The following is a 23,661-nucleotide window of genomic DNA, read 5'->3' as shown; positions in this document are numbered from 1 at the left end:
GCGCGCTCAGGCCTCCTGCTCATGGCGGCTGCCCGGCAGCCGTGCGGGGAGCCGGCCGAGTTCGGCCGCGACCAGCCTGGTCACGGCGGCCCCGGTCTTCCCCCAGGTGAACTCGCCCGCCCAGCGCCGGCACGCCCGGGCCATCCGGGCCCTCGTCAGGGGGTCGTCCAGCTCCCGCAGGGCGAGGTCGACCACGTCGGCGAGCCGCTCGCCGTCGCGGACCAGCCAGCCCGTCACGCCGTGCCGTACGGAGTCGCGCAGGCCGGCCACGTCGTAGGCGACGGTGGGCACGCCGAGGGCCGCCGCCTCGATCACGGTCAGCCCCCAGCCCTCGAACTCCGAGGCCGTGACGTTGAGCCTGGCGCGGCTGAGCACCGCGTTCTTCTCCGCCTCGGGCAGGAATCCGTGCAGGTGGACGCGTCCGGCGACGTCGGGCACGCCCGCCCGCTCGGCCAGCCGGTCGTGCTCGGGCCCCCTCCCGACGACGTGCACGTGCAGGCCGGGGCGGGTGGGCGCCAGCTCGGCGGCGAGCTCGACCACCCGCTCGACGCGCTTGTGCCCGACCAGGCGTCCGAGGTAGACGACGGCCGGGGCGCCCGACACCGGCTCGCTCGCGACGGGCCTGGCGGTCAGGCTGCCGTTGGGCACCACCTCGATCGGGGCCAGCCAGCGCAGGCGCTCGCGCAGCTCGTGCCGGGAGGACTCGGAGACCGTCACCGTCGTGCACCGGCGATACAGCAGCCGCGCCACCGGCCCCTCGATGAAGCAGCCGATCCGCGCCAGCCAGCGCGGGAAGAAGGCGTAGAACTGCCGGTCGTGCACGTGGTGGACCACGCAGATCACCCGCGTACGGCGGCGCGCCACGACCGGGGAGAAGAACGGGATGCCGTTCATGCAGTCGACGACGACGTCGAACCGGCGGCGGTGCAGCAGCAGCCAGAGCGGGACGAGGAGATAGACGAGGTACTTGCCGCCCATCCTGCGCAGCCGGATGCCGTCGCGCGACTCGGCGCGCATCTGGTACCGCTCCCGGCTGGTGAGGAAGCTGACGCTCGCGCCCTGGCCGACGAGGTAGGCGGAGACCCGCCAGGCGTACTCCTCCGCGCCGCCGGCGACCGTCTGGCTCGGTTCGCGGAAGTTCAGCACGGCCACGCGTACGCCGTCGAGCGGGGGAACGGCGGCAGGGGCGGCACCGGCGGCCGTCAGGTGCGGCCTGTCGGGCGGCTCGGGAAGGGGGGCCGGGCGCCCCGAGGGCTTCGCCTTCGCACCCTGTGCGACCACGACCACTCCTTCGGGTGACACGTCTCGGCGGGAGTTCGGGGAGCACCGCGTCGCCGGAACGGGGCGGGCAGGGCGGTGCGGGCGAATCGGGGCACGGACGCATGAGGGCGTGGCGAAACCACGCCCCCTGACGGGCTCGGTCTTCGCGGGAGTCCTTATGGAACGGGGGTCAGGTCTGCCGCGTTCACCTGTCGCCGTAGTTGTAGAGCGGCTTGTTCGGCGGCTCCGCGGTGGGCGCTGCCACGTTGACGACCGCCACGGAGGCGACGCCGGCGAGCACGGCCCCGACCGCGAGAGCAGCCAGCACCTTCAACACGGGATGCTTCCTCCTTGCCGGAGCGGGCGATAGAGGCCGAGAGTAGAACGTGATACAGGGCCTACACCATAGCCTTGGTCAAACCGTGATAAAAAGACTTACTGTCCAGTATGCCACAGGTCCCCGATCTTGGCTGGTCACAGGCGTACCAGCAGTAGCTCACGGCCCCGGTAGACGGGGGTCGCCCCCGGCAGCCGAGACAAGAACGTGTTCTCATCAAGCCCGGCCGCGAGCACGTAGCGCACCCCCTCCCGCCGCAGCCCGTCCGCCGCGGACGAGGCCGGAGGGCCGACGTGCGGCGCGCCCCCGGCCGCGGTGAGCGCGGACGCCACCGCCTCGATCCGGCGGATCCGCGGGCTCTCGGCCGCGACCCGGATCCGCCCGCCGCCGGGCACGCCGACGACGAGCGTCTCGTCCCACAGCACGGGCCGGGAGAACATCTTGGTCGCGGGGTCGAGGACCACCCGTCCCGAGTTCCAGGAGAAAGCCCGGTAGGCGCTCCAGGGCAGCGACAGCAGCGCGCCGGGAGCGGGGTCGCCGTTGACGACGGCCTGGACGCGGCGCCATTCGCCGGGGTACTCGGCCGTCCCGAGCCTGCCGAACGCGCCCAGCGCGAAGGTCGGCAGCACGAGCACCGGCACCGCCACGGCGGCCGCCGCCACCGGAGCGGGCAGGTTCCGGCGCAGGGCCGCCGCCACGACCGCGACGCCCACCGCCTGTGCGAGCGCGAACGGCGCGACGTACACCTGGCCGTCGCGGAGCGGGCCGAAGCCCGCCCACCATCCGATGAGCTCCCGCAGCACACCGGACGCGAAGGCCCCGGCGCAGGCGACCAGGACACCCGCGCACGCCGCCACCACCAATCCCCGCCACCACACGGGCCTGCGGGTGGCACCGCCGAGCCGTACGAAACCGGCGACCGCGACGAGGGTCAGCGCGAGGCGGGCGGCGGCGAGCCCCGGGCCGCCCTGGCCGGGCACGACGGCGTGGGAGTTCCAGATGCCGCCGAGGGTGAGCAAACTGCCCAGCGTCCCGAACGGCCCGTCCGCCCGGGGCGCGAACGCGGCCACCCCGGCGGGATCGGTCACGGCGTCCGACCGGAGGGCGGGGACGAGCCACGGCAGGCTGAGCACCACGACCACGGCCGACGCCTGGAGCGCCGCGCGCGCCCGCCCTTTCCCGGCGCGCAGCGCGGCCACCGGGAGCACGGCCACGGCACTGACCAGCATGGCCTGGAATCCGCCCACGGCGGCGGGCAGGAGGGCCGCGGCGAGCCGCCCGGGCCCGCCGCGCGCCGCGGCACGCACGGCCCAGGGCAGTCCGGCGTACCCCAGCAGCAGCGCCCAATGGCCGATGAGCAGGCGCTGCGCGAGATAGGCGTTCCAGGCGTAGAAGGCGGCGGCGGCCAGCCGGGGCACGAGCATCGCCCCCGGCGTCCCGGCTCTGTCCCCTGCGCCCCCGCCGTACGCCGGGAGCGCGTCGCCGGCCAGGGCCGCCGCTCCGGATGCGGCCAGTGCGAACAGCCCGAGCAGGATCGCCTTCTGCACGATCTCGGCCGGGATCACGGCGGACAGCAGCGCCACGACCTGGTCGCTCGGCACGGCGCGGGGGAAGCCGTCGCCGAGGCGCAGCGGCGGGTCCGGCACGAAGACCATGTCGTAGCGCAGCGTGAACCCCGGCCCCAGGGCGGGCCCGAGCGCGAGCACGCCGAGCGCCAGGCCGAGCAGGGCCGGTCCGAACCGCACGACCGCCGGCCCCCGCGCGGCGCTCTCACGCCTCAAAAGGCCAAGCCGCACAAACCGGAAGGGCCGCCACATGTCGTACAGGCTATTGGGCCGACCCGCCGGTCAACGCTGACAACGATTCGAGCCGCCGCTGTCGCCGGAGAAGGCTCCGGCGCGGCACCGCCGTACGCGGCGGGTTCTCACCGGTCTTCGTAAAGGCGGTAGGTGGCCAGGACGTTGAGCCGGTGCAGATCACGGCAGAGGGTGAGCATGCCCTGCTGGGCGGGTTGCCGTGGCACCGGATAGCGCGCGAGGGCGGCCGACAGCCGGGGATCGAGGCGCTCCGCCCACGGATCGGTGCACGCGGCGAACGTCTCCTCCAGACTGCGACCCGCCTTCACACTCGCCTCCACCTCGGCATGGAGCCGTTCGAGGTAGCCGATGAGAGCGTCCACAGCCGCGGGCCCGTCTCCCATCGGGCCGTGACCGGGGACGATGGTCTCCAGATCGGGCAGGGCCTCGCGCATCCTGCGCAGCGAGCCCAGGTACGGTTCGGGGCCGCCCTGGAGCAGCATGTGGGCAGTGCCGGCATGGCAGAGAAAGTTGCCGGTCCAGGCGGTACGGGCGTCGGGGACGTACACGATCGTGTCTCCCGGGCCGTTGCCGGGGCCGAAGTGATGAAGCTGGACGACGCGTCCACCCAGGTCGATCTCGGCGGAGGACTCGAACGTCAGGTCCGGCGTGCGCCACACGGTGACCTCGTCGAGCAGTGCGGCGTCGCCGTACATGTTGGCCGAGCGGGTCTGTTTCTCGTACGCCAGGTCGGTCATGTTCGCCTTGTTCGCCCCGGACGAGACGATCACGACCTCCCGGGGGAACGCGGCGTTGCCGAAGGTGTGGTCGCCGTGGTACGTCGTGTTGGCCAGGTAGCGGAGCGGCCGGTCGGTGAGACGGGCGACGGCGGCCTGGATCTTGGCCGAGACACCGGAGGTGATCCCGGCGTCGACCACCAGTGCGGCGTCCCGCCCCGCGATCACGCCGTTGTTGTCCTTCGGCGGCAGGTTGGCCATGAGCGCCCACACGCCGGGCGTGAACTCATGCGGCACCAGTTCGAGACCCACCGGCGACAGGTTCGGACCTCCGTAGCCCGTGGGCCGCTCGGCGATCTCGCGCTCCGGAATGCGAGAGATGGACATGACGATTCCCTTCGGTGCAGGTTGCAGTGAGGACGCCGCCGTCGAGAGCGCGTCGGCGTACCCGGCGATCAGACGGAGGCGGCGACCGGGCGGGCGCCGGGGGCGACGTCCGCGTGCGGGCGGGCGGACGTCCACAAGCGGTGCACGAGGATCGGGCCGATGACCCAGTAGCCGAGGGAAGTGACGATGCCGGGGAAGGCGAGGTCACCTGAGACCAGGTCGTAGACGGGGTGGCCGATCGCGTTGCCCATCGCGCCCATGATGGCGAAGAACCAGGCGATGAGCAGCGGCACCCGCCAGCCCCGGTAGATCGCGAGCGCGCCCAGCGCGAAGGCCGCGTAGGAGATCATGTTGATCCAGATGAACAGGGACAGTGACATGGCATGCGCGCCGAAGACCTCGGTGGGCCAGCGCCAGTTGAACCCGTTCATGAACTCCTCCCCGAAGTGGAGGAACTGCCAGGCCAGGCCGATGAGGTAGATCGGCAGCACCCGGGAGGGGTCGGGAAGCCATCGGTCGGTGGTCGCGAGGTGGCAGCCGTAGGCGATCACCATCGCCGGGATGAAGGTCAGCCAGAGCGCCAGCCCCGGTGACAGGTAGGCGAACAGGGCGATCAGGGCGGCGGCCACGAGGCCGGCGGCGAGGGTGGAACGGTGACGGGTCATCCAGTGCTCCTCATGAGGTGGGTGGTGGTGGTGTTGAGCTCGGTCGGCGCGTCCTCGCCGACCACGACGGTGCCGCCGAGGCCGGCCGACCGGCGGCCGTAGGCGCAGGTGGGCGTGAGGGCGAAGGTCATTCCCGGAGCGAGGGGCAGATCGGAGCCGATGGTGGGCTGCTCGGCGAGCAGCCCGTAGCGCGCGGTCTCCGGCAACGTGGCGAGCCGGGCCCCGGACCCGCCGACCGCCGCGCGAGGATTGACGGCGTGCACGAGGGGGTGCGGGCGGTCCTCGCCGCCGCCTCCAGTTCGGGATGAATGCCGCCGACTGCGACGGCCACCCGTTGCCGGGTCTCGCGCATGCCATACGAGCAGGAGATCTCGGCCAGGACCAGGTCACCGTCCTCGATCACGCGTGGCCGCTGCGGCCTGTACGACCAGGCGGGCGGGCCGTATGAGACGGGCTCCCTCCCCGAGGCGATCGACATGCCCGGAGTCATGGCGCCGTGCCGCAGGCACTCGGCCATGCCCGCCGCGAACACCGACGCCTCGCTGACGCCGGGTCGTACCGCCCGCAACATGGCGCGTGCCATGGCCTCCCCGACGGCGGCGGCATGGCCGACGACCGCGAGTTCCTCGGCGGACTGGGGCAGGGTTCGTGTGACGAAACCGCGCTCCACTGACTTGAAGGTCAGCTGGGGAAGCTGCTGGAGCACCGACGACCACAACGTGTACGGCATGGGCGGATCGCTGTGGGAAGGCGGGCAGGCCTCCAGGCCGAGCACGCCGATCGCCGACCTGTCGAGCCCGTGTGCGCGCAGCGCCTCGGCCACGCCGTACGCGTGCCCGGCGACCAGCATGTTCTCCGGCCTTATCCATACCGCGTCGCCGCGCGCTCTCGCCACGAGGTGGTCGCCGATGCGCGGGAGACCGGACCAGCGCGATGGGCTCGCCGACCCGGGGGAAGACGACGATCGCGCCGGGACAGTCGTTGGTGAAGAACACGTCGGGCGCCCACTCCGCCGGCCCGCCGTTCCCGCGTCCGCCGTAAACGACGAGCGCGTCGACGCCCTCGGCGTCCATGAGCTCGCGGGCGAGATCCCAGCGCCGGTCCCGTTCCGCCTGGGAGAACGTCGGGAGATCCATGCCGACGACGCTAGGGCGGCGCCGCCCGCCCGTAATCTGTCACATGACCGGTCATCCCGAAGCGGACATACGTCACGTCCTCAATAAGATCGTGCCGTGTTGTACGGGCGTAGGGCCGAAACCGATCGCATAGATCACCTGCTGGCCGAGGCCAGGGACGGCCGAAGCGGCGCTCTGGTGGTTCGCGGACCGGCGGGGATCGGCAAGTCGGCGCTACTCGATCAGGCGGCACGGAAGGCCTCCGCCACAGGGATGCGGACGTTGCGCGGGGTGGGCATCGAGAGCGAGACCGAGCTGGCGTTCGCCGCGCTCCACCTGTTGCTGCGTTCCGGGCTCGACCGCCTCGACCGGCTGCCGGTCCCGCAGGCGGACGCCCTCAGAGGAGCCCTGGGGCTGGCCGCTTCCACCGCGACCGACCGCTTCCTGGTCGGTCTCGGCACGCTGACCCTGCTGTCCGAGCTCGCCGGCGACGGCCCCCTGCTGTGCCTGGTCGACGACGCCCAGTGGCTGGATCGATCCTCGGCCGACACTCTGCTCTTCGCCGCGCGGCGGCTGGAGGCGGAAGGGGTGGCGCTGATCCTGTCCATCCGGGACGGCAGCCACGGATTCCGGCCGACCGGCCTGCCCGAGATGAGGCTCGGCGGCCTCGGCCCGGCGGACGCGGCCACGCTGCTGAGTGAGACCACCGGCACGCTGGCGCCGCACGTCAGGGACCGCATCCTCGCCGAGAGCGAGGGGAACCCACTCGCGCTCATCGAGCTTCCTGCGGCGCTCACTCCCGAACAGCGGGCCGGGCACGTCGACCCGCTCGCCTACCATCTCGGTCCACTCCCGCTCACCGGACGGATGCAGGAGGCCTTCCAGACGCAGATCCACGCCCTGCCCGAACCCGCCCGGACCCTGCTGCTCGTGGCGGCCGCGGAGAGCACCGGCGACCTCACCGTTATCCTCGCGGCCGCGCAGCGGCTGGGCGTCGGCGCTGACGCGGTCGAACCGGGTGAGCGTGCCGGGCTCATCCGCGTCGACGGGGAGCTCGCCTTCCGCCACCCGTTGATCAGGGCGGCCGCCTACCAAGGAGCCTCGTTCACCAGGCGCGTGGCCGCGCACCGGGCACTGGCCGCCGCACTGGCCGGAGCCGCCGACGGCGGCCGGCACGTCGACGCGCGGGCCTGGCATCTCGCCGCCGCGTGCACAGAACCCGACGAAGCCGTCGCCGCCGAGCTGGAGCACGCGGCCGAGCGGGCCAGGCGCAGAAGCGGCCACGCCGCCACGACCGCGGCCTACCAGCGCGCGGCGCAGCTCACCCCGGACCCCCGCGAGCGGGTACGCCGGCTGATCAGCTCCGCCGAGGCGGCGATGGACGCAGGTCAGCTCCTGCGGTCGCGCGCGCTGGCCGACCGGGCGGCCCTGCTCACCGACGATCCGCGCGAGCGGGCCAAGCTCGCGGGAGTCCGCGCGGCCGTCGAGTTCGAGCAGGGCTCACCGCGGGTCGCGCACGGCATCCTCATGACCGCCGCCGCGCCCATCGCGGCCGCGGACCCGGTCATGGCCGCGTCCATGCTGGCGGAAGCCGTACGCGACGCCTGGTTCGCCGGTGCGCCCGAACTGGCCGGGCAGGCCGTCGACCGCCTCCACGCCCTGGAGCTGCCGCCCGGGCATCCCCTCCACCCGGTCATCTCCGCGATGACCGGCCTGGCCGCCCTGCTGGCGGGCGACCCGGCCCGCGGGCTGGTGCCCATCCACGCGGCACTCGCCGACGCCAGGCGATCCCAGCCGGCAGGCCCCGGAGAACGGCTCATCATCGCGTCGATGGCCTTCATGGTGGGCGACGACGAGACGTCCCTGGACCTGGCCGCCGGCCTGGCCGACGACTGCCGGGCCCAGGCGATGATCGGCTGGCTGCCGCACGCGCTGCAGAACCTCGCCAGCAGCCAGCTCTACCTGGGCCGGTTCCAGGACGCGAAGGCGTCGGCCACCGAAGCCGTGCGCATCGCCGAGGACACCGGGCAGCACCACCGCGTCGACCACCTCCATGGCGTGCTCGCGTGGCTCGCCGCGGTCTCCGGCGACGACCGGACCTGCGAACAGCTCACGAGCCGCGTTCGCGCCCACGCCATCGATCATGGCAACGTGTCGAGCCTGGCCTGGGCGGTCTGGGCGCAGGGCCTGCTCGCCCTCGGACAGGGCAGGACGCAGGCCGCACTGGACCACCTGGAGACGGGTATCGCCGGCACCGTTCGCCACCAGCTCACGACCACCTTGTTCGTGCCGGATCTGGTGGAGGCGGCGGTCCGGTGCGAGCAACCCGAACGGGCCAGGGCACCGCTCGCCAGGTTCGACGAATGGGCCACCGCCACCGGGCAGCCCTGGGCGCGCGCCGTCGCCCTGCGCTGTAGAGCGCTGACCGCCACGCGGGATGAGAAGACGGAGAGCGACTACATCCAGTCCGTCAGCCTGCACCTGAACGGAGGCCGGCCGTTCGAGGAGGCCCGCACCAGACTCCTGTTCGGAGAATGGCTGCGCAGAAACCGGCGCAAGGCCGACGCCAGAATCCACCTCAGGCAGGCGCTGGACATGTTCGAACGCGCCGGCGCCGATCCCTGGGCCACGCGTGCGCGAGCCGAGCTGCGTGCCACGGGAGAGGTGTCCAGCGACGTCCGCGCGGTGGGCGTGGCCGGCCTGTTGACCCCGCAGGAGCTGCAGATCGTCCGCCTGGCCGCGCGGGGCGCCACGAATCGTGACATCGGCGCCCAGCTCTTCCTGAGCCCGCGTACCGTGGGCTATCACCTGCACAAGGCCTTTCCCAAGCTCGGCGTCGCCTCCAGAACCGAACTGGGCCGGCTCGACCTCGGCGATCCCGCCCGTGGGACGCGCCACCACGACGGCTGACCCCCTGCCCCGCGTCCGCGGCTGTTTCGCCGCCTGGGCGTGAGTCCGCGCCGACGGCCGGTCTCGCGGCCTCCGCCTGTGCCATGGACCGGTGACCGTACAGGAGACGGCCGGGTCACGCGGGCTCAGGACGCCCGCGTGACCCGGCCGTGCCGCGCTCTTCACCGCTACGAGCCGCCCTATGTGCCCCCCTATGTCCCGGGCTACTTGCCCGGCTCGGGGTCGCGGGGCAGGCCGAGCATGCGCTCGGCGACGATGTTGAGCTGCACCTCGGTGGTGCCGCCGTAGATGGTCATCGCCCGGGTGGCGAGCACGGCGCGGTTCCAGTAGCCGGCGTCGCCGAGCTTCCAGTCGGCGGCGGTGACGGCGGCCGGGCCGAGCAGGGAGACCGCCACCTCGGAGACGTGCTGCGCGTGCGCGGTGGACAGCAGCTTGCGCACCGAGGCGTCGGCGCCCGGCTCGCTGCCCGCGAGCTGCTTGAGCGTCACCCGCAGCGACAGCGCGTTGATCGAGTGGGACTCGCAGACGACGCGGGCGAGGTCCTGCCGCTCGGCCGCGGTGAGCTCGCGGCCCAGCCGGCCCGCCAGGCCGAGCAGGTCGGGCACCGAGGCGCCGGTGCCGCCCGAACCGGACGACAGCGAGACCCGCTCGTTCGACAGCGTGTTCCTCGCGACCCGCCAGCCCTCGTCGACCTCGCCGACGACCATCTCGTCCGGCACGAAGACGTCGTCGAGGAACACCTCGTTGAACAGGTTCTCCCCGGTCATCTCGGTCAGCGGCCGCACGGTGACGCCGGGCGCCTTCATGTGCACGAGGAAGTAGGTGATGCCGTCGTGCTTGGGCTTGGAGGTGTCGGAACGGGCGATGCAGATGGCCCACTCGGCGACGTGCGCCACCGACGTCCAGATCTTCTGGCCGTTGAGCTTCCAGCCGCCCTCGACCTTCTCCGCCTTCATCTGCAGCGACGCGAGGTCGGACCCGGCCCCCGGCTCGGAGAAGAGCTGGCACCAGATCAGCTCGCCGCTCAGCGTCGGCGGCAGGAACCGCTCCTGCTGCTCCGGCGTGCCGTACGTGACCAGCGACGGCACCACCCACGCGCCGATGATCATCTGCGGCGGCTTGATCTTGGCCGCCCTGACCTCCTGGTGGATGAGCACCTGCTCCAGCGGGGAGGCCGCCCGGCCCCAGGGCCTGGGCAGGTGCGGCATGACGAAGCCCGCCTTGGCCAGGGCCCGCTTCTGCTCGGCGCCCTCCAGGGCGGCGATCTCGGCGAGCTCCGCCCGGATGGACTCGCGCAGCGGCTCCGACTCCTCCGGCAGGTCGATCTCCATCTCCCGCGCGACGCCTCCCAGTGCGAGCGCGGCCACCCGGTCGGACCACTCGGAGGACGAGCCGAGCAGCGCGCGGATCGTCAGCGCCCGGCGGTAGTACAGGTGCGCGTCGTGCTCGAAGGTGTAGCCGATGCCGCCGAACGTCTGGATCGCGTCCTTGGCGCACTGCACGGCCGCGTCGGGCGCCATGACGGCGGCGATCGCGGCGGCGTAGTCGCGCTCGGCGTCCTCCGCCCGGGTGGCGTCCCAGACCGTGGCCCGCGCCTGCTCCAGCGCCACCAGCATTCGCGAGATCTTGTGCTTGATGCCCTGGAACTGGCCGATCGGGCGGCCGAACTGCACCCGGACCTTCGCGTAGTCGGCGGCGGCGGCCACGCACCACGCGGCCACCCCGACCGCGTCCGCGCCGAGGACGATCGCGGCGATGTTGCGCACCTCGGCGCCGGTCAGGCCGGTCAGCAGCCGCTCGGCGGGCACCCGTACGCCGTCGAGCTCGACCTTGGCCACGCCCCGGGTGAGGTCGAGCGGCTTGACCGTGGTGACCGTGGCCTGGGCGGCGTCGATCGCCACCCACTCCTCGCCGGCGTCCGTGACCACCGGCAGGACAAGCACGTCGGCGACCGCCGCGCCGAGGACGTACGCGGCCGTGCCGCCGATCGTCAGCGCGTCGCCGTCGCGCGCACCGGTGACCGCGCCGTCGAGCGCCACCGCGCCGGTCAGCGATCCGTCCGCGAGCCCGGGCAGCAGGTCGGCCTGCGCCTTGCCCTCCGAGGCGAGGATCGCGGCGCTCGCGAGCACAGTCGGCACCATCGGCCCGGGCGCCACCCGCTCCGACAGCGCCTCGATCGCCACCGCGGCCTCCAGCAGGCCATAGCCGGAGCCGCCGTACTCCTCGGGGACGTGCAGCCCGAGCAGCCCCTGGCCGGCGAGAGCGGACCAGAAGGCCGGACGCTCCTCCGTGCCCGGATCGGCGAGGACGCCCACCGCGCTCCGCACGAGGTCGGCGGGCACGGCCCGCTCGGCCCATCCGGTCACCGACTCGCGAAGCGCCTCGTGCTCCTCGCTCAGCCCGATCGCCATAAGTTCCTCCAGCGCTAGGTCCTTGTAGAACCATATTCTAGAGGAATATTCGCTGGCTAGGCCGGGGTTCCGCGGGCTCCGGTATCGGCCGTCCCCGGCACCCGTCATGACCTGCGCCGGTCCCGGCGCGCCGCCTTGCGGCGGCCGTTCACGCAGGTAGACAGGGGGCTATGCAGCTCTCACGGAAGGTCCTCCGTACGGTCGCCGGCCCGGCCGTGGCCGCGCTCGTCGCGGCGGGATGCGCGTCGGGAACCACCCCGGGCGAGACCGCCACCCCGGCCGCGACCCCGACGGCGGGCACGGCCACGGCGGCGCCCGTGCCCAGCCGCCCGATCGAGCTCGAGACGACCTACGAGCAGGTCATCAAGAGGGTCCTTCCGTCGATCGTGCAGATCACCACCGGCCAGGCCCTCGGCTCCGGCATCGTCTACGACACCCAAGGCCACATCCTGACCAACGCCCACGTCGTGGGCGACGCGACGGAGTTCCAGGTCACGCTGGCCACCGGCGGCAAGCCGAGGAGGGCCCGGCTGGTGAGCTCCTTTCCCCCCGGCGACCTGGCGATGATCCAGGTCGAGAACGCGACCGGGCTCACGCCCGCCACCTTCGGCCGCTCCGCCGACCTCAAGGTCGGGCAGATCGTGCTCGCCATGGGCAACCCGCTCGGCTTCTCCGGCAGCGTGACCCAGGGCATCGTGTCGGCCCTGGGCCGCACCGTGACGGGCGAAAGGCACGCCGGCGGCGGGGCCGCGACCATCACCAACGCCATCCAGACCTCCGCGCCCATCAACCCCGGCAACAGCGGGGGCGCCCTGGTCGACCTGTCCGGCCGGGTCATCGGCATCCCGACGCTGGCGGCCGTCGATCCGCAGCAGGGCACCGCGCCCGGCCTCGGCTTCGCGATCCCGAGCGACACCGCGACCGACGTGGCCCGCCAGATCATCCGGTACGGCCAGGTCGTCAACAGCCGCCGGGCGGCCCTCGGCGTACGGGTCGGCACCGCGGTCGACGCGAGCGGCGAACCGATCGGCGTGGCCGTCGGCTCCGTGTCTCCCGGCGGCGGCGCGGACAAAGCGGGCATCCGCCCCGGCGACGTGATCGTCAAGGTCCAGGGCACCGCCACCCCCACCGCCAGCGACCTGGCGCAGATCCTGGCCACGCTCAAGCCGGGCGACAGGGTGCGGGTGGAGCTGATGCGTCCGGACGGCACCAGGAGGACGGTCGCCGTGGTGCTCAGCGAACTGCCGGCCGGGGGATGAGCCCGATCCTGACAAACTCGTGTGAGATACCGCGATTTGGCTTGGAGAGGGCTCCCAGCTGGTTGTTACGGTCGGACCGTGATCTCCCCGGAACTCACCCGGTTCATCGCCGGGCTGCCCAAGGCGGAACTGCACGTGCACCACATCGGTGCGGCGTCACCGCACATCGTCGCCGAGCTCGCCGCCCGCTATGAGGGGGCGACGCCCGTGCCCGCCGACCCCGCACTGGTCGAGACGTTCTACGACTTCCGCGACTTCTCTCACTTCCTCCAGGTCTATCCACAGATCATGGACCTGGTGAGGACGCCCGAGGATCTGTGGACGCTGATCCACGGCGTGGGCGGCGACATGGCCGCCCAGCAGGTGCGGTACGCCGAGCTCACCATCACGCCCCAGCCCCACCTGGCCCGGGGATTCGCCCCGCAGGAGTTCTGCGAGGTGATCGAGGACGCCCGCCGCAGGGTCGAGGCGGACTTCGGCACCGTCCTGCGCTGGTGCTTCGACATCCCCGGCATCCCGGGTCCGCCCGCAGAGCAGACCCTCGCCATCGCGCTCGACCAGCGGCCGGACGGCCTGGTCAGCCTGGGTCTCGGCGGCGCGGAGACCGGGGTGCCCCGATCGTGGTTCGCCCCGCACTTCGCCGCGGCCCGCGCCGCCGGGCTCCACTCGGTGCCGCACGCCGGTGAGGTCGCCGGCGCCGAACACGTCTGGCAGGCCGTACGCGACCTCGGCGCCGAACGGATCGCCCACGGGATCCACAGCGTGCAGGACCCGGCGCTGCTGGAGCACCTGGCCGAGCACGAGATCACGCTGGAGGTCTGCCCCACCTCCAACGTGTGCACCGGGGCCGTGCCCAGCCTGGCCGAGCATCCGCTGCCCGCGCTGGTCGCGGCCGGAGTGCCGGTGACGGTGAACACCGACGACCCGCCGATGTTCGGCACCGACCTCAACCGGGAGTACGCCGTGGCGGCCGAGCTGCTCTCCCTCGACGAGAAGGGCGTCGCCGACCTGGCCCGCGCCGCGGTGGAGGCGTCCTTCCTCGGCGCCGAGGGCAAATCGGCCCTGCTCGCGGAGATCGACGCCTACGCCGTTCAGAACTCGTCGACGCCGCTCACCTAGATGATCGATTCCAGTGTGGAGCGACGACGTATGGATCGTGGACTGCGGCCGCTCACGCGAGACGCTGCCGGACCTGCTAGACGCCGAACCGGAACTCGACCACTAACCCTCCGGGCCGATCATGTACTTGGCCGGTGCCAGGGTGCGCAGGACATCGAACTCGTTGCCCTCGGGGTCGGCCATGACCACCCAGCTCCGGCCGGAGCCCTGCCCCACGTCCACCTTGGCGGCGCCGAGGCCGAGCAGCCTGGCCACCTCGTCGTCGGTACTGCCGTCGATCGGGCTGACGTCGAGGTGGAGCCGGTTCTTCACGGTCTTGCCCTCGGGCACCCGGATGAACATCAGGGTGGGCGGCATCTGGCGGGCCCGGACCTCCTCGACGGTCGGCTCCCAGGAGCCGATCTCGACCTTGCCCTCGCTCCGATCGATCACCTTGAAGTCCAGGACCGCACACCAGAAGGCCGCGAGCCGCTCCGGATCGTGGCAGTCGACGACCAACTCGGTGAACCTACTGGTCATGACTCCCCCAGACATTGCGGACGGGGGGCTTAGCCTATGGGGCCGCGCCACCCGTCCGGCAAGTCCGGGATCGCTACGACCACTGACCCTTGGAACTGATCATTTAGGCCGTCGCGTCCGGAGGCCGCGATACGGCCACTACCTCCACGATGCCGTCGAGACCGGCGAAGTCCTTCGGATTGGCGGTGTAGAGAGGAAGCCCGTTGCCGGCCGCGATCGCGGCGATCATCAGACCTGCCACCCTGCCGCGTGGCTGGCGGCCAGAGATACGAACCGCAGCGCATATCTGGCCGTACATCCGGGCAGCCTCGGCGTCGTAGGGCAGCGCGTCAAAAGTCGCCTCGACATGCTGCAGGACCGCGATCCTCCGGGCCCGCTTGATCGGGTCGGTGGTGGCATGCGGCGCGTCCGACAACTCTCCGAGCGTCACAGCGGTGATCAGGGATGCTTCCGGGAGTTCGGCGGCGTCGAACAGGGGCAGGACGGCCACGACGTTGGTGTCGAGCACACCCTCCATATGCCTCACAGGCCGGTCCCCTCCAGCGGATCGGCGGGCAACTCCTGATCGATCGCGGCGTCCAGGTCCGCACGGAGTTCGTCGGCGTCGAGAACCGGCGCGGTGGCGAAAACGGCAAGCACCTCCGCGGTCGGTACGGCCCGGCGACGCTTGATCGGAATGATCTCGGCAAGCGGCTCGCCGTTGATCGTCAACACATACTGCTGCCCTTGCCGTAGCCCCCGGGTGATGCTGCCGGAGTCGCTGACGAACTGCCGCACACTGACATCGACAGGTCTGGGTCTGGCGCTCATCGTTCCATCGAAGCGACCCGTACTACGCCGTACCACAGCTCTTTGAGGCTCCCGCGCCGGTCAGAACTCGTCGGCGCCGCTCACCTGAACGATGTCGAAGACGTGGCGGGAGGCCGCGCAGACCGTCTCCAGCACGTGGATCGGTACGTCTTCGGCCGAGTAGGCGGCCCGCACGATCTGGATCACCCACTCTCCGGGATCAAGGTGCAGCGTGGCCGCCTCGTCGTCCCGGGGCGGCCGGGCGACCAACTGCTCCTCCGCCCGCCCGAACCGGTGGCCCAGCTCCTCGATCCGCGCCTGCAGGCTCGGCGACAGGAAGCCCGGCTCGCACAACGGGGTGTCCGCGAAGAGATCGAGCCGCAGGAAGCTCGTGGCGACCCGCACCGGCACGTCGCCGGCGAGCAGCAGCTTGCGCCGGGCCAGCACGGGCGTGCCCGGCTCGACCCGCAGCCCGGCGGCCACGTGCTCCGACGCGGGCTCCGGGCCGACGTACAGCATCCTGCGCCCGGCCCGCACCCCCTGCCGCTCCGCCTCCGTCAGGAACAGCGAGGCCGATCCCCGCACGGCCGGCTCGGACGGCAGCGACCGCCGCACCACCACTTTCCGCTCTCCCACGGCTTCCGGCTCCCCCACGGCAGACCCCTCCCACATACGCCCCGACTCTAGGTACTCGTCATGCCTGAGAGCCACTCCGCGGTTGGGCTCCCCAGGGTGACGCGGGTCACGGACGCCGATCCCTAACTTCCTGTCCAGATCAGGCATCTGGAAGGGACCCTCGCGATGACGATCCCCGCGCACCGCGTCCGGGCCGGACGCGCGCCCGGCCACACGACCACCTGACCCGGCCGGGAAAAGCAGAAGGGGCGGGGAGGAAGCATGCGCTTCCTCCCCGCCCCTTCTGACAGACGTGGAGGTGGCGGGAATCGAACCCGCGTCCTTCAACACCAAGACAGGGCTTCTCCGGGTGCAGCCTGTTGCGATTTTCTCGGCCCCGGCAATCTCACAGGCGAGTCGCCGACGGGCCCAGTCACTGTTTGATTTCCCGTACGGCCCCGTGACCGGGCCGGACGGTTGAGCCTTCTAGCGATGTCAGTTCCGGGCCGAAGGCACTCCCGGGCTGACAGAGGTTTCTCGCTGCTTAGGCGGCGAGAGCCAGGGAAGCCTGGCTGACCTCAGTGCTCTTGTTATTGGCACTTATTTGTTTGCGGTCACAGTGTTGACGGGGTTATGTCCGCAGTCCCCGACCCGCTTCCCCTGACTTGCAATGTCGAAGTCGAAACCGGTCACCCCCTGTGCAGTTGTCAACCCGGCCCCGGAGGGCCGGCGTCACAAGCTTACTCATGACAACACGGACGACGCGACTCCAATTCCTTCCCCCGGTCCGGCAGCCGGCGAACCGGTGGGCCGGGGGACGCCGAAGCCCCCGGGACGCGGCCTCTGGCGCACGCCCCGGGGGCCGACCGGCAGGGTCGAGCCGGTCCGGACGGCAGGGCTCCCCCCGAGATGGAGCCCTGTCCTCATCACGGCGACTGGGCCCGCAACCCCCCAAGCGGGTCCCAGTCACCTAGAAAGACGCCGGTCACCGCCCGGATGGTTGCTCGCCCTCACGCCTTTTTCAGGTCTGGGGCTGAGCCCCGCGGAAGAAGCTCCCCGCGATCGCCGGAGCGGCCGACAGGTCGCCGCTCTGCGCCAGCACGGCGACCGCGACGTCCCCCTGCCAGCCCACGAACCACGAGAGCTTCGTGCGCTCCTTCTTCTCCGTCTGGGTGACCTCGGCGGCCACGCCGTACACGGGATCACCGGGGGCGGAGGCGGCGGAGGCCGCGCCGGACGACACACCGGCCCGCATGAGCGTGCGCAACTTCGCGGTGACCGCGGGGTCGAGCGTCACGGGCCGCGCGGTGGCCGGGGTGGTGCCGCCCTCGGCGCTCGGATCGGGCGCGAGGGGCGAGACCACCAGCACCGGCGGCCGCCACGTGCCGGACCTGACGGCCCCGGCGACGAGGGCCATCGCCAGCGGGCTCACCCGCGCGCCCTGCCCGGCGATGATCTTCGCGATGGCCGCGTCGCCGTCGGGGGCGGCGATCGACCCGCTGAAGGTCTTCAGCGGCAGCTTCCAGTCGCTGCCGATGCCGAACTGGGTCGCGCTGGCGGCGAGCCGCTGGCCGCTGATCCGCCGGGCCAGCGACGCCAGCGCGGTCACGCAGCCCTGCGCGAAGTCGGTCTGGAAGGTGGGCGTCGTCACACCGTCGACGCCGGGCTGCTGGAAGCGCGCCCCGCCCACGGTGCGGTCGGCGCTGCACGGCACCTTCTGTTTGGGGTCGAGGCCCGACTGGAGCAGTCCCTCCGCGGCGATGATCGAGAAGGCGCTGCCCGCCACGTATTTGCCCGCCAGCGCGTCGTCCTCCTGGTGCAGCTGGTTGGTGGAGACGGCGAGCACCTCGCCGGTGGAGGCCTGCACCGCGACGAGCGCGGCCGGGCGGGGCCCCGCGACCGCGGCGTCCCCGGCGCTCTGGAGCCGGCTGTCGATCGTGGTCTGGACCGACGAGTTCTCCCGCCCCGGCCACGCCTTGAGCTCCTTGACCTGTTGCCCGGTGGCGTTGTCGAGAACGACGACCCGGGTCTCGGTCGAGCCGGTGAGCTGGTCCTGGTAGGCCTGCTGCAGGCCGTCCCGGCCGAGCGTGTCGCCCGCCCGCTGCGGTCCGCCGAGCCGCTGCTCCGCCTCCGGGGTGATGGCCGAGACCACGCCGACGATCTGGGTGGGCGACTTGGGCGCGACCGGCGGGTTGTCGGTCTGGAATTCCAGACCTCTGATGGCCTCCAGCTTGGACCTGATCTGGGCGAACTTCGTCCGCCCGAACGTCGCGAGGGGGACGAAGTCCTGCGGGGGCGACGACAGGATGCGGCTCAGCAGGCGGTCCTGGGCGAAGCCGGTGACCTTCGACAACTGGTCGCAGAGCCGGCCGGGGTCCTTGACCTTCGCGGGGGTGACCCCGGCGACGTGCAGCACGGTCTCGTCCTGCAGCGCGTTGCCGTTGCGGTCGAGGATGGGCTTGCGGCCCTTGGGGACGGTGGCGACCGCGAGCCGCTGCCCGGGGTGCAGGTCGGGGTGGATGACGCTCGGCGACCACCGCACCTTCCACTGGCCGCCGACCAGGTGCAGGGGCAGGTTGCCGTCGTACTGCCAGAGGGGGTTGTTCTCCCCGAGGTCCACCTCGGCGTGGTAGCCGGCCTGCGCGGCGTCGCCGTCCTGGTCGATCCCCCGCAGGGAGAAGCGGACCGAGGCGGCGTCCAACTGCAGGCGGGCGTTCTCCAGCGCCTTGCGCACCGCCGCCTGGTCGCCGTCGGCCCGCCGCGCGGCGGCCGCGTAGTCCCCCGTCTGCCAGCCGACGAGGAAGTCGCGCACCGCCTCGTGCGGCGACGGCTCCTCGAAGCAGCCGGTCAGCAGGGGGGCGGTCAGGCCCAGCGCGAGCGCGGCCCGTACGGCTCTCGCCCGGACGGCCCCGAATCTTCGGAAGGACACGGCCTAACGGCCCCCCCGGCGGCGGACCGCGTTCGACATGGCCCGCGCCATCTCCCGGTTCGCCTGCTTCTCCATCAGCGTCTGCCGCTTGTCGTAGTCCTTCTTACCTCTGGCGATGCCGATTTCGATCTTCGCCCGGCCGTCCTTGAAGTACATCGACAGCGGGATCAGCGTGAGGCCCTTCTCCTTCAGCGACGCTTCGAGCTTGCCGATCTCCTTGCGGTGCAGCAGCAGCTTGCGCGTGCGCCGCGCGGCGTGGTTGGTCCAGGTGCCCTGGCTGTACTCCGGGATGTACACGTTGATCAGCCAGAGCTCGCCGCCCTCGACCGAGGCGTAGCCGTCGGTCAGGTTGGCCTTTCCCGCCCGCAGGGACTTGACCTCGGTGCCGGTCAGGACGAGCCCGGCCTCGTAGGTGTCCTCGATGAAGAAGTCGTGCCTGGCACGCTTGTTCTGGGCGATCAGCTTGCGCCCGGTCTCACGTGGCATAAGGGGAGCCTACCGTCGCCGCGAGGGGCGGAAACGAGCTGCGCGGCGCTGCGGGATCACACCCGCAGGTAGCGGCGCAGGGTGACGAACGAGGCGAGCACACAGATCAGCACACCGATGGCCATGGTGCCGGTGATCACACCGGCGACCGTGTCCCAGCCGAGGGGCGCGGCCATGTACGTCTGGATCGACTCGAAGATGAAGACCTTGACGATGATCAGGATCACGCCGGACAGGACGCCGCCGATGAGGCCGGCGATCAGGCCCTCCATCACGAACGGCAGCTGGATGTAGATGTTGGACGCGCCGACCAGTCGCATGATGCCGGTCTCCCTGCGGCGGTTGTACGCCGACAGCCGGACCGTGTTGCCGATCAGCAGGATGGCCGCGAACAACATGAGGGCGGCGATGCCCAGCGCCATGTAACGCAGCTTGTCCATGAAGCCGAAGACCGATTCGAGCAGGTCGCGTTCGTTGACGACGTTGGAGACCCCGGCCTGCCCCTTGAGGCTGGCCGCGACGGCCGCCGCCTTGTCCGGGTCCTTCAGCTTCACCCGGAACGACTCCGGCATGTCCTCGGCCTTGGTCACCGACAGGAGGGTGCGGTTGCTCTCGGTCTCCTGGAAGTGCTTGTACGCCTCGGCCTGGTTCTCGAACTGCACCCGCTCGACGTCCGGAAGCGCCTCGATCGTCTGCTTGAGGGTGGCCTTCTCCTCCTGCGTGACCGCGCCCTTGTTCTTACAGGGCTCGAAAGGCGCGTTCTTCGTGCACAGGTAGACCGACAGTTCGACCTTGTCGGTCCAGAAGCCGGTGAGCTTCGAGACCTGGGAGTTGATCATCATTCCGACGCCGAGCAGCGCCATGCCGACCGCCACGGTCACGATCACCGCGATGGTCATCGTGAGGTTGCGCCGAAGGCCGATCCAGACCTCGGAGAAGATGAAGTTGGCCCGCATGGTCCCAGTTACTCCTAATACGCCTGGCCGTACACGCCGCGCGACTGGTCGCGGACGATCTTGCCGTCCTCGAGCTCGACCACGCGCTTGCGCATGGAGTCGACGATCGCGGCGTCGTGCGTCGCCATGAGGACGGTCGTGCCGGTCCTGTTGATTCGGTCGAGCACCTTCATGATGCCGATGCTCGTGGCGGGGTCGATGTTTCCGGTGGGCTCGTCCGCCAGCAGGATCATCGGCCGGTTGACGAACGCGCGGGCCATGGCGACCCGCTGCTGCTCGCCGCCGGACAGCTCCTCCGGCATGCGATGCGCCTTGCCCTCCAGGCCGACGAGCTCGATGACCTCGGGCACGACCTTACGGATGAACCGGCGCGGCTTGCCGATGACCTCCAGGGCGAACGCCACGTTCTCGTAGACGTTCTTGTTCGGCAGCAGCCGGAAGTCCTGGAACACGCAGCCGATCCGGCGGCGCAGGTGCGGCACCTTGAAGTTGGACAGCTTCGACAGGTCCTTGCCGGCCACGTGGATGGAGCCGCTGTTGGGCCGCTCCTCCTTCAGGACCAGCCGCAGGAAGGTGGACTTCCCCGACCCTGAAGGACCGACCAGGAAGACGAACTCGCCCTTGTCGACGTCCACGCTCACGTGGTCGAGGGCAGGCCGGTTTTGGTTCGCGTAGACCTTGGTGACATTATCGAAATGGATCACGGGCGCATCACGGCTAGCCAGTCTAGGGGGTGGGACGGCCGGTCCGGGGGTCGCCGGTCACTTTGCTCGGGATCGACGTTCCGTTTGGCCGAAGGCCAGTCTAGGGGTAACACTGGCATGGAACGTCCATAACGGAAACAAAACGATTAGCCCTTGGGCGATGGGGCGGTAAAGCTGCTATGAGCTGCGAACATCTGATCTGCGCCGCGTGCGCGGGCCCCGTGGTGGAGGGGCGCTGCCCCGTCTGCCGGGAGGGCCGCGCCAAGGTTCACCACCACGGGTTCATGGGGCTGTCGCCCCTGGTCATCGCGCTGATCGTGCTGCTCGTCGTGGTGCTGGTGGCAGTCGGTCACATCAGCGGTTACTGATACGCCTACTGGGCGGCGTCGCCGGACTCCTGGCGGCGCATCCAGCGGATCTCGCCCTCGATGAACTCGTCGAGGTCGCCGTCCAGCACGGCGGTGGGGTTGCCCGCCTCCACGCCCGTGCGCAGGTCCTTCACGATCTGGTACGGGTGCAGCACGTAGTTGCGGATCTGCGTGCCCCACGACGTGGTCGCCTCGCCGCGCAGCTCGTTCATCGCCGCGGCCTCCTCCTGCCGCTTGCGCTCCAGCAGCTTGGCCGAGAGGACGGCCATCGCCGTCGCGCGGTTCTGCAGCTGGGACCGCTCGTTCTGGCAGGAGACCACGATCCCGGTCGGCAGGTGGGTGATCCGCACGGCCGAGTCGGTCGTGTTCACGCCCTGGCCGCCCGGCCCGGACGACCGGTAGACGTCGATGCGCAGGTCGTCCTCGTTGATGTCGATGTGGTCGGTCTGCTCGACCACGGGCACCACGTCCACGCCCGCGAACGAGGTCTGCCGGCGGCCCTGGTTGTCGAACGGGCTGATCCGCACCAGCCGGTGGGTGCCGTGCTCGCCCCTGAGCGTGCCGTACGCGTAGGGGGCCTTGACCGCGAAGGTGGCGGACTTGATGCCGGCCTCCTCGGCGTAGGAGGTCTCGTAGGTCTCGGCCGGGTAGCCCTTGCGCTCGGCCCACCGCAGGTACATGCGCAGCAGCATCTGGGCCCAGTCGGCCGCGTCGACGCCGCCCGCCTGCGCGTTGATGGTCACCAGGGCCTCGCGGGCGTCGTACTCGCCCGACAGGAGCGTGCGGACCTCCAGCGCGCCGACCTCGGACCTGAGCGCGGCGAGCTCCTTGTCGGCCTCGGCCAGCGCGTCCTCGTCGCCCTCCTCGGCGGCCAGCTCGAACAGGATCGGCAGGTCCTCCAGGCGGCGGCCCAGGCCGTCCACCCGGTTGACCTCGGCCTGCAGGTGCGAGAGCCGGCTGGTGACCCGCTGAGCCTGCTCGGGGTCGTTCCACAGGTCAGGCGCGGCAGCCTGCTCCTCCAACTCGGCGATCTGCTTGCGCAGGGCGTCGAGGTCGAGCACGTCCTGAATGCTCTTCAGCGTGCCGCCAAGCTCGTTGATCTCTTCGGCTGGATCGATGACTGCCACGTCTGTAAAGGGTACGCGAATCGGAGACCCTGTCAGGCAGCGCACCTCGATAGCATGTGAATCGATTGCATGGGGAGGCTGGCGTGAACGGGGTCGTTCGGAGCGCGCTGGCCCTTGCCCTCGTGACGTGTGCGACCGTCGCCTGCTCGGGCGGGGAGCCCGCCCGGTCGCCGGCGAGCCCGGCGGCGGCCACCTCCGCGCTGCCGAGCCCCGGCGAGGAACGCGGCCCGAGCCCGTCGCCCAGCCCCCCGGCGGTGACGCTGGAGGAGGCCTCCCGGGCGCTCGACGCGTTCCTGGACACCGACGACGTGCTCAGGCAGGCCGGGGCCGGCCGGTGGGCGCTCCTGCTCACCCAGGACGGCCAGCGTCCCATCACGATCGCCGAGATCCACTCCCGCGAGGGCAAGCCCGCCCGCTACACCTGGGACAACCGTGAGGTGCTCGTGCCCCGGCAGAGCGCCCGTCCGGCCGTCTGGTTCGCGGCCACCGCGGAGCGGCGCGACGCGTCCGGCGACGTCCGCACGGCCGTGTTCACGTTCGTACGGCAGAGCAAGGACGGGCCGTGGCGCAACAGCTTCGCGTCCCTGCTCTACCCGGGCGCGAAGGCGCCCTCGGTCGCCCTCGACGCGGACGGGTTCGCCACGGCGCTGGAGTCGCGCGACGCCACGGTCGCCATCAGTCCCAACCTGATGGGCCCGCTGCACGCCACGGTCGCCGAGGAGGGCCCCAAGGGCTACGCGTCCGGGCTGATCGCCCCGGGCCCGCAGACCACCGGATTCTTCGACGAGATCAGCGAGACCAAGGAGTCGGCGAAGGCCGACGACTGCATGAACTACGAGTCGATCTTCGCCTCGGCGCCCAACTACCCGATCTTCGCGCTGCGTACGCGCGACGGCGGCGCGATGATGCTGTACACGCTGATCCGCACGTCCTCCTGGACGCCCGTCCCGCAGGGGCTCAAGTGCGGCGAGGGGCGTCCCGTGACGGTCCCCGCCGCGGCCCGCTGGCTGCTGAGCCCCGCCAAGGACCTGTTCATCCGGCAGAAGCGGCAGATCGTCGAGACCCAGCAGTACGTGAGCGCGGTGCCGCCCAAGGCGTCCACCGCGCCCGCGCACGTCGTCGGCTACGAGGGCATCGTCACCGGCGGCTCCAACCGCTGATCGCCGAGTACG

General features: G+C 71.4%; 22 protein-coding genes and 1 other RNA gene. 5 read left to right on the top strand and 18 right to left on the bottom strand.

Annotated elements, in window-relative coordinates; translation table 11 throughout:
* Positions 1–6: 6 nt before the first annotated feature.
* From HHX41_RS13315 to HHX41_RS13295, 7 genes are all read right to left on the bottom strand, one after another.
* Positions 7–1,281, bottom strand: a complete 1,275-nt coding sequence (locus tag HHX41_RS13315; protein WP_310741966.1) for a glycosyltransferase family 4 protein — start codon at positions 1,279–1,281, stop codon at positions 7–9.
* 184 nt (positions 1,282–1,465) lie between these two features.
* Entirely contained in the window at positions 1,466–1,597 is a 132-nt protein-coding gene (locus tag HHX41_RS40510) for a hypothetical protein (RefSeq protein WP_256862666.1), read from the bottom strand.
* 137 nt (positions 1,598–1,734) lie between these two features.
* Positions 1,735–3,342 carry a hypothetical protein gene (locus HHX41_RS13310; RefSeq protein ID WP_182906191.1) on the bottom strand — a complete coding sequence of 536 codons (1,608 nt, stop codon included), beginning with the start codon at positions 3,340–3,342 and terminating at the stop codon, positions 1,735–1,737.
* 179 nt (positions 3,343–3,521) lie between these two features.
* Positions 3,522–4,517 carry an MBL fold metallo-hydrolase gene (locus HHX41_RS13305; protein ID WP_182906190.1) on the bottom strand — a complete coding sequence of 332 codons (996 nt, stop codon included), beginning with the start codon at positions 4,515–4,517 and terminating at the stop codon, positions 3,522–3,524.
* A 68-nt stretch (positions 4,518–4,585) separates the two neighbouring features.
* Positions 4,586–5,182 carry an HXXEE domain-containing protein gene (locus HHX41_RS13300; RefSeq protein ID WP_182906189.1) on the bottom strand — a complete coding sequence of 199 codons (597 nt, stop codon included), beginning with the start codon at positions 5,180–5,182 and terminating at the stop codon, positions 4,586–4,588.
* Positions 5,179–5,313, bottom strand: a complete 135-nt coding sequence (locus tag HHX41_RS40505; protein ID WP_259400910.1) for a hypothetical protein — start codon at positions 5,311–5,313, stop codon at positions 5,179–5,181. The genes HHX41_RS13300 and HHX41_RS40505 overlap by 4 nt, the downstream gene beginning before the upstream one ends.
* On the bottom strand, positions 5,310–6,077 hold the full coding sequence (locus HHX41_RS13295; protein WP_182906188.1) for a M24 family metallopeptidase: 768 nt from the start codon (positions 6,075–6,077) through the stop codon (positions 5,310–5,312). The genes HHX41_RS40505 and HHX41_RS13295 overlap by 4 nt, the downstream gene beginning before the upstream one ends.
* Positions 6,078–6,414: 337 nt before the next feature.
* Between HHX41_RS13295 and HHX41_RS13290 the strand changes: the two genes are divergently transcribed.
* Positions 6,415–9,207 (top strand): AAA family ATPase, encoded by a 2,793-nt coding sequence (locus tag HHX41_RS13290; RefSeq protein ID WP_182906187.1) that lies wholly within the window; start codon positions 6,415–6,417, stop codon positions 9,205–9,207.
* Between the two features lie 203 nt (positions 9,208–9,410).
* Here HHX41_RS13290 and HHX41_RS13285 read toward each other — a convergent pair whose 3' ends face one another.
* The gene (locus HHX41_RS13285; protein ID WP_182906186.1) at positions 9,411–11,618 is read right to left on the bottom strand and encodes an acyl-CoA dehydrogenase; all 2,208 of its coding nucleotides are present in this window, start codon (positions 11,616–11,618) and stop codon (positions 9,411–9,413) included.
* 170 nt (positions 11,619–11,788) lie between these two features.
* Here HHX41_RS13285 and HHX41_RS13280 point away from each other — a divergent pair, with 170 nt between their 5' ends.
* Both HHX41_RS13280 and HHX41_RS13275 read left to right on the top strand, forming a co-directional pair.
* The gene (locus tag HHX41_RS13280) at positions 11,789–12,877 is read left to right on the top strand and encodes a S1C family serine protease (protein WP_182906185.1); all 1,089 of its coding nucleotides are present in this window, start codon (positions 11,789–11,791) and stop codon (positions 12,875–12,877) included.
* A gap of 78 nt (positions 12,878–12,955) precedes the next feature.
* Complete coding sequence (locus HHX41_RS13275) at positions 12,956–13,996, top strand: adenosine deaminase (protein ID WP_310741965.1); 1,041 nt, start codon at positions 12,956–12,958, stop codon at positions 13,994–13,996.
* 102 nt (positions 13,997–14,098) lie between these two features.
* Here the strand turns inward: HHX41_RS13275 and HHX41_RS13270 are convergent, their stop codons facing one another.
* From HHX41_RS13270 to ftsE, 9 genes are all read right to left on the bottom strand, one after another.
* Positions 14,099–14,515, bottom strand: a complete 417-nt coding sequence (locus HHX41_RS13270; protein WP_182906184.1) for a VOC family protein — start codon at positions 14,513–14,515, stop codon at positions 14,099–14,101.
* Positions 14,516–14,618: 103 nt separating this feature from the next.
* Positions 14,619–15,032 (bottom strand): type II toxin-antitoxin system VapC family toxin, encoded by a 414-nt coding sequence (locus HHX41_RS13265; protein ID WP_182906183.1) that lies wholly within the window; start codon positions 15,030–15,032, stop codon positions 14,619–14,621.
* 5 nt (positions 15,033–15,037) lie between these two features.
* On the bottom strand, positions 15,038–15,325 hold the full coding sequence (locus tag HHX41_RS13260; RefSeq protein WP_182906182.1) for a prevent-host-death protein: 288 nt from the start codon (positions 15,323–15,325) through the stop codon (positions 15,038–15,040).
* 60 nt (positions 15,326–15,385) lie between these two features.
* Positions 15,386–15,940, bottom strand: coding sequence for a UTRA domain-containing protein (locus HHX41_RS40500; RefSeq protein ID WP_310741964.1), 555 nt, complete (start codon positions 15,938–15,940; stop codon positions 15,386–15,388).
* A 290-nt stretch (positions 15,941–16,230) separates the two neighbouring features.
* Positions 16,231–16,616: a transfer-messenger RNA gene (gene ssrA, locus HHX41_RS13250) on the bottom strand.
* Positions 16,617–16,940: 324 nt separating this feature from the next.
* A complete protein-coding gene (locus HHX41_RS13245) occupies positions 16,941–18,848 on the bottom strand; it encodes a penicillin-binding transpeptidase domain-containing protein (RefSeq protein WP_182906180.1) in 1,908 nt (635 codons plus the stop codon).
* A gap of 3 nt (positions 18,849–18,851) precedes the next feature.
* Positions 18,852–19,334 (bottom strand): SsrA-binding protein SmpB, encoded by a 483-nt coding sequence (gene smpB, locus HHX41_RS13240; RefSeq protein ID WP_182906179.1) that lies wholly within the window; start codon positions 19,332–19,334, stop codon positions 18,852–18,854.
* Between the two features lie 56 nt (positions 19,335–19,390).
* Positions 19,391–20,290: a permease-like cell division protein FtsX gene (ftsX, locus tag HHX41_RS13235; protein WP_182906178.1), complete on the bottom strand. Its 900-nt coding sequence runs from the start codon at positions 20,288–20,290 to the stop codon at positions 19,391–19,393.
* 14 nt (positions 20,291–20,304) lie between these two features.
* Positions 20,305–20,994: a cell division ATP-binding protein FtsE gene (ftsE, locus tag HHX41_RS13230; protein ID WP_079315626.1), complete on the bottom strand. Its 690-nt coding sequence runs from the start codon at positions 20,992–20,994 to the stop codon at positions 20,305–20,307.
* Positions 20,995–21,173: 179 nt separating this feature from the next.
* On the opposite strand from ftsE, the gene HHX41_RS13225 reads away from it, so the two are divergent.
* The gene (locus HHX41_RS13225; protein WP_169982914.1) at positions 21,174–21,362 is read left to right on the top strand and encodes a hypothetical protein; all 189 of its coding nucleotides are present in this window, start codon (positions 21,174–21,176) and stop codon (positions 21,360–21,362) included.
* Between the two features lie 5 nt (positions 21,363–21,367).
* Here HHX41_RS13225 and prfB read toward each other — a convergent pair whose 3' ends face one another.
* Positions 21,368–22,489 carry a peptide chain release factor 2 gene (prfB, locus tag HHX41_RS13220; RefSeq protein ID WP_169982913.1) on the bottom strand — a complete coding sequence of 374 codons (1,122 nt, stop codon included), beginning with the start codon at positions 22,487–22,489 and terminating at the stop codon, positions 21,368–21,370.
* An 83-nt stretch (positions 22,490–22,572) separates the two neighbouring features.
* On the opposite strand from prfB, the gene HHX41_RS13215 reads away from it, so the two are divergent.
* Entirely contained in the window at positions 22,573–23,649 is a 1,077-nt protein-coding gene (locus HHX41_RS13215) for a hypothetical protein (RefSeq protein ID WP_182906177.1), read from the top strand.
* Positions 23,650–23,661 lie beyond the last annotated feature (12 nt).

Origin of the sequence: Microbispora sp. H13382, assembly GCF_014161445.1 — a bacterium.
In the GTDB taxonomy this organism is placed as follows: Bacteria; Actinomycetota; Actinomycetes; order Streptosporangiales; family Streptosporangiaceae; genus Microbispora.
Note: the sequence above shows the minus strand (reverse complement) of the source record. Positions and strands in the feature narration are given on the sequence as shown.

Bases quoted from the DNA above. Each gene is read 5' to 3' on its own strand.
- HHX41_RS13305 (WP_182906190.1), bottom strand. From the start codon at position 4,517: ATGTCCATCTCTCGCATTCCGGAGCGCGAGATCGCCGAGCGGCCCACG.
- HHX41_RS13300 (WP_182906189.1), bottom strand. From the start codon at position 5,182: ATGACCCGTCACCGTTCCACCCTCGCCGCCGGCCTCGTGGCCGCCGCC.
- HHX41_RS40505 (WP_259400910.1), bottom strand. From the start codon at position 5,313: ATGACCTTCGCCCTCACGCCCACCTGCGCCTACGGCCGCCGGTCGGCC.
- HHX41_RS13285 (WP_182906186.1), bottom strand. From the start codon at position 11,618: ATGGCGATCGGGCTGAGCGAGGAGCACGAGGCGCTTCGCGAGTCGGTG.
- HHX41_RS13280 (WP_182906185.1), top strand. From the start codon at position 11,789: ATGCAGCTCTCACGGAAGGTCCTCCGTACGGTCGCCGGCCCGGCCGTG.
- HHX41_RS13270 (WP_182906184.1), bottom strand. From the start codon at position 14,515: ATGACCAGTAGGTTCACCGAGTTGGTCGTCGACTGCCACGATCCGGAG.
- HHX41_RS13265 (WP_182906183.1), bottom strand. From the start codon at position 15,032: ATGGAGGGTGTGCTCGACACCAACGTCGTGGCCGTCCTGCCCCTGTTC.
- HHX41_RS13260 (WP_182906182.1), bottom strand. From the start codon at position 15,325: ATGAGCGCCAGACCCAGACCTGTCGATGTCAGTGTGCGGCAGTTCGTC.
- smpB (WP_182906179.1), bottom strand. From the start codon at position 19,334: ATGCCACGTGAGACCGGGCGCAAGCTGATCGCCCAGAACAAGCGTGCC.
- ftsX (WP_182906178.1), bottom strand. From the start codon at position 20,290: ATGCGGGCCAACTTCATCTTCTCCGAGGTCTGGATCGGCCTTCGGCGC.
- HHX41_RS13225 (WP_169982914.1), top strand. From the start codon at position 21,174: ATGAGCTGCGAACATCTGATCTGCGCCGCGTGCGCGGGCCCCGTGGTG.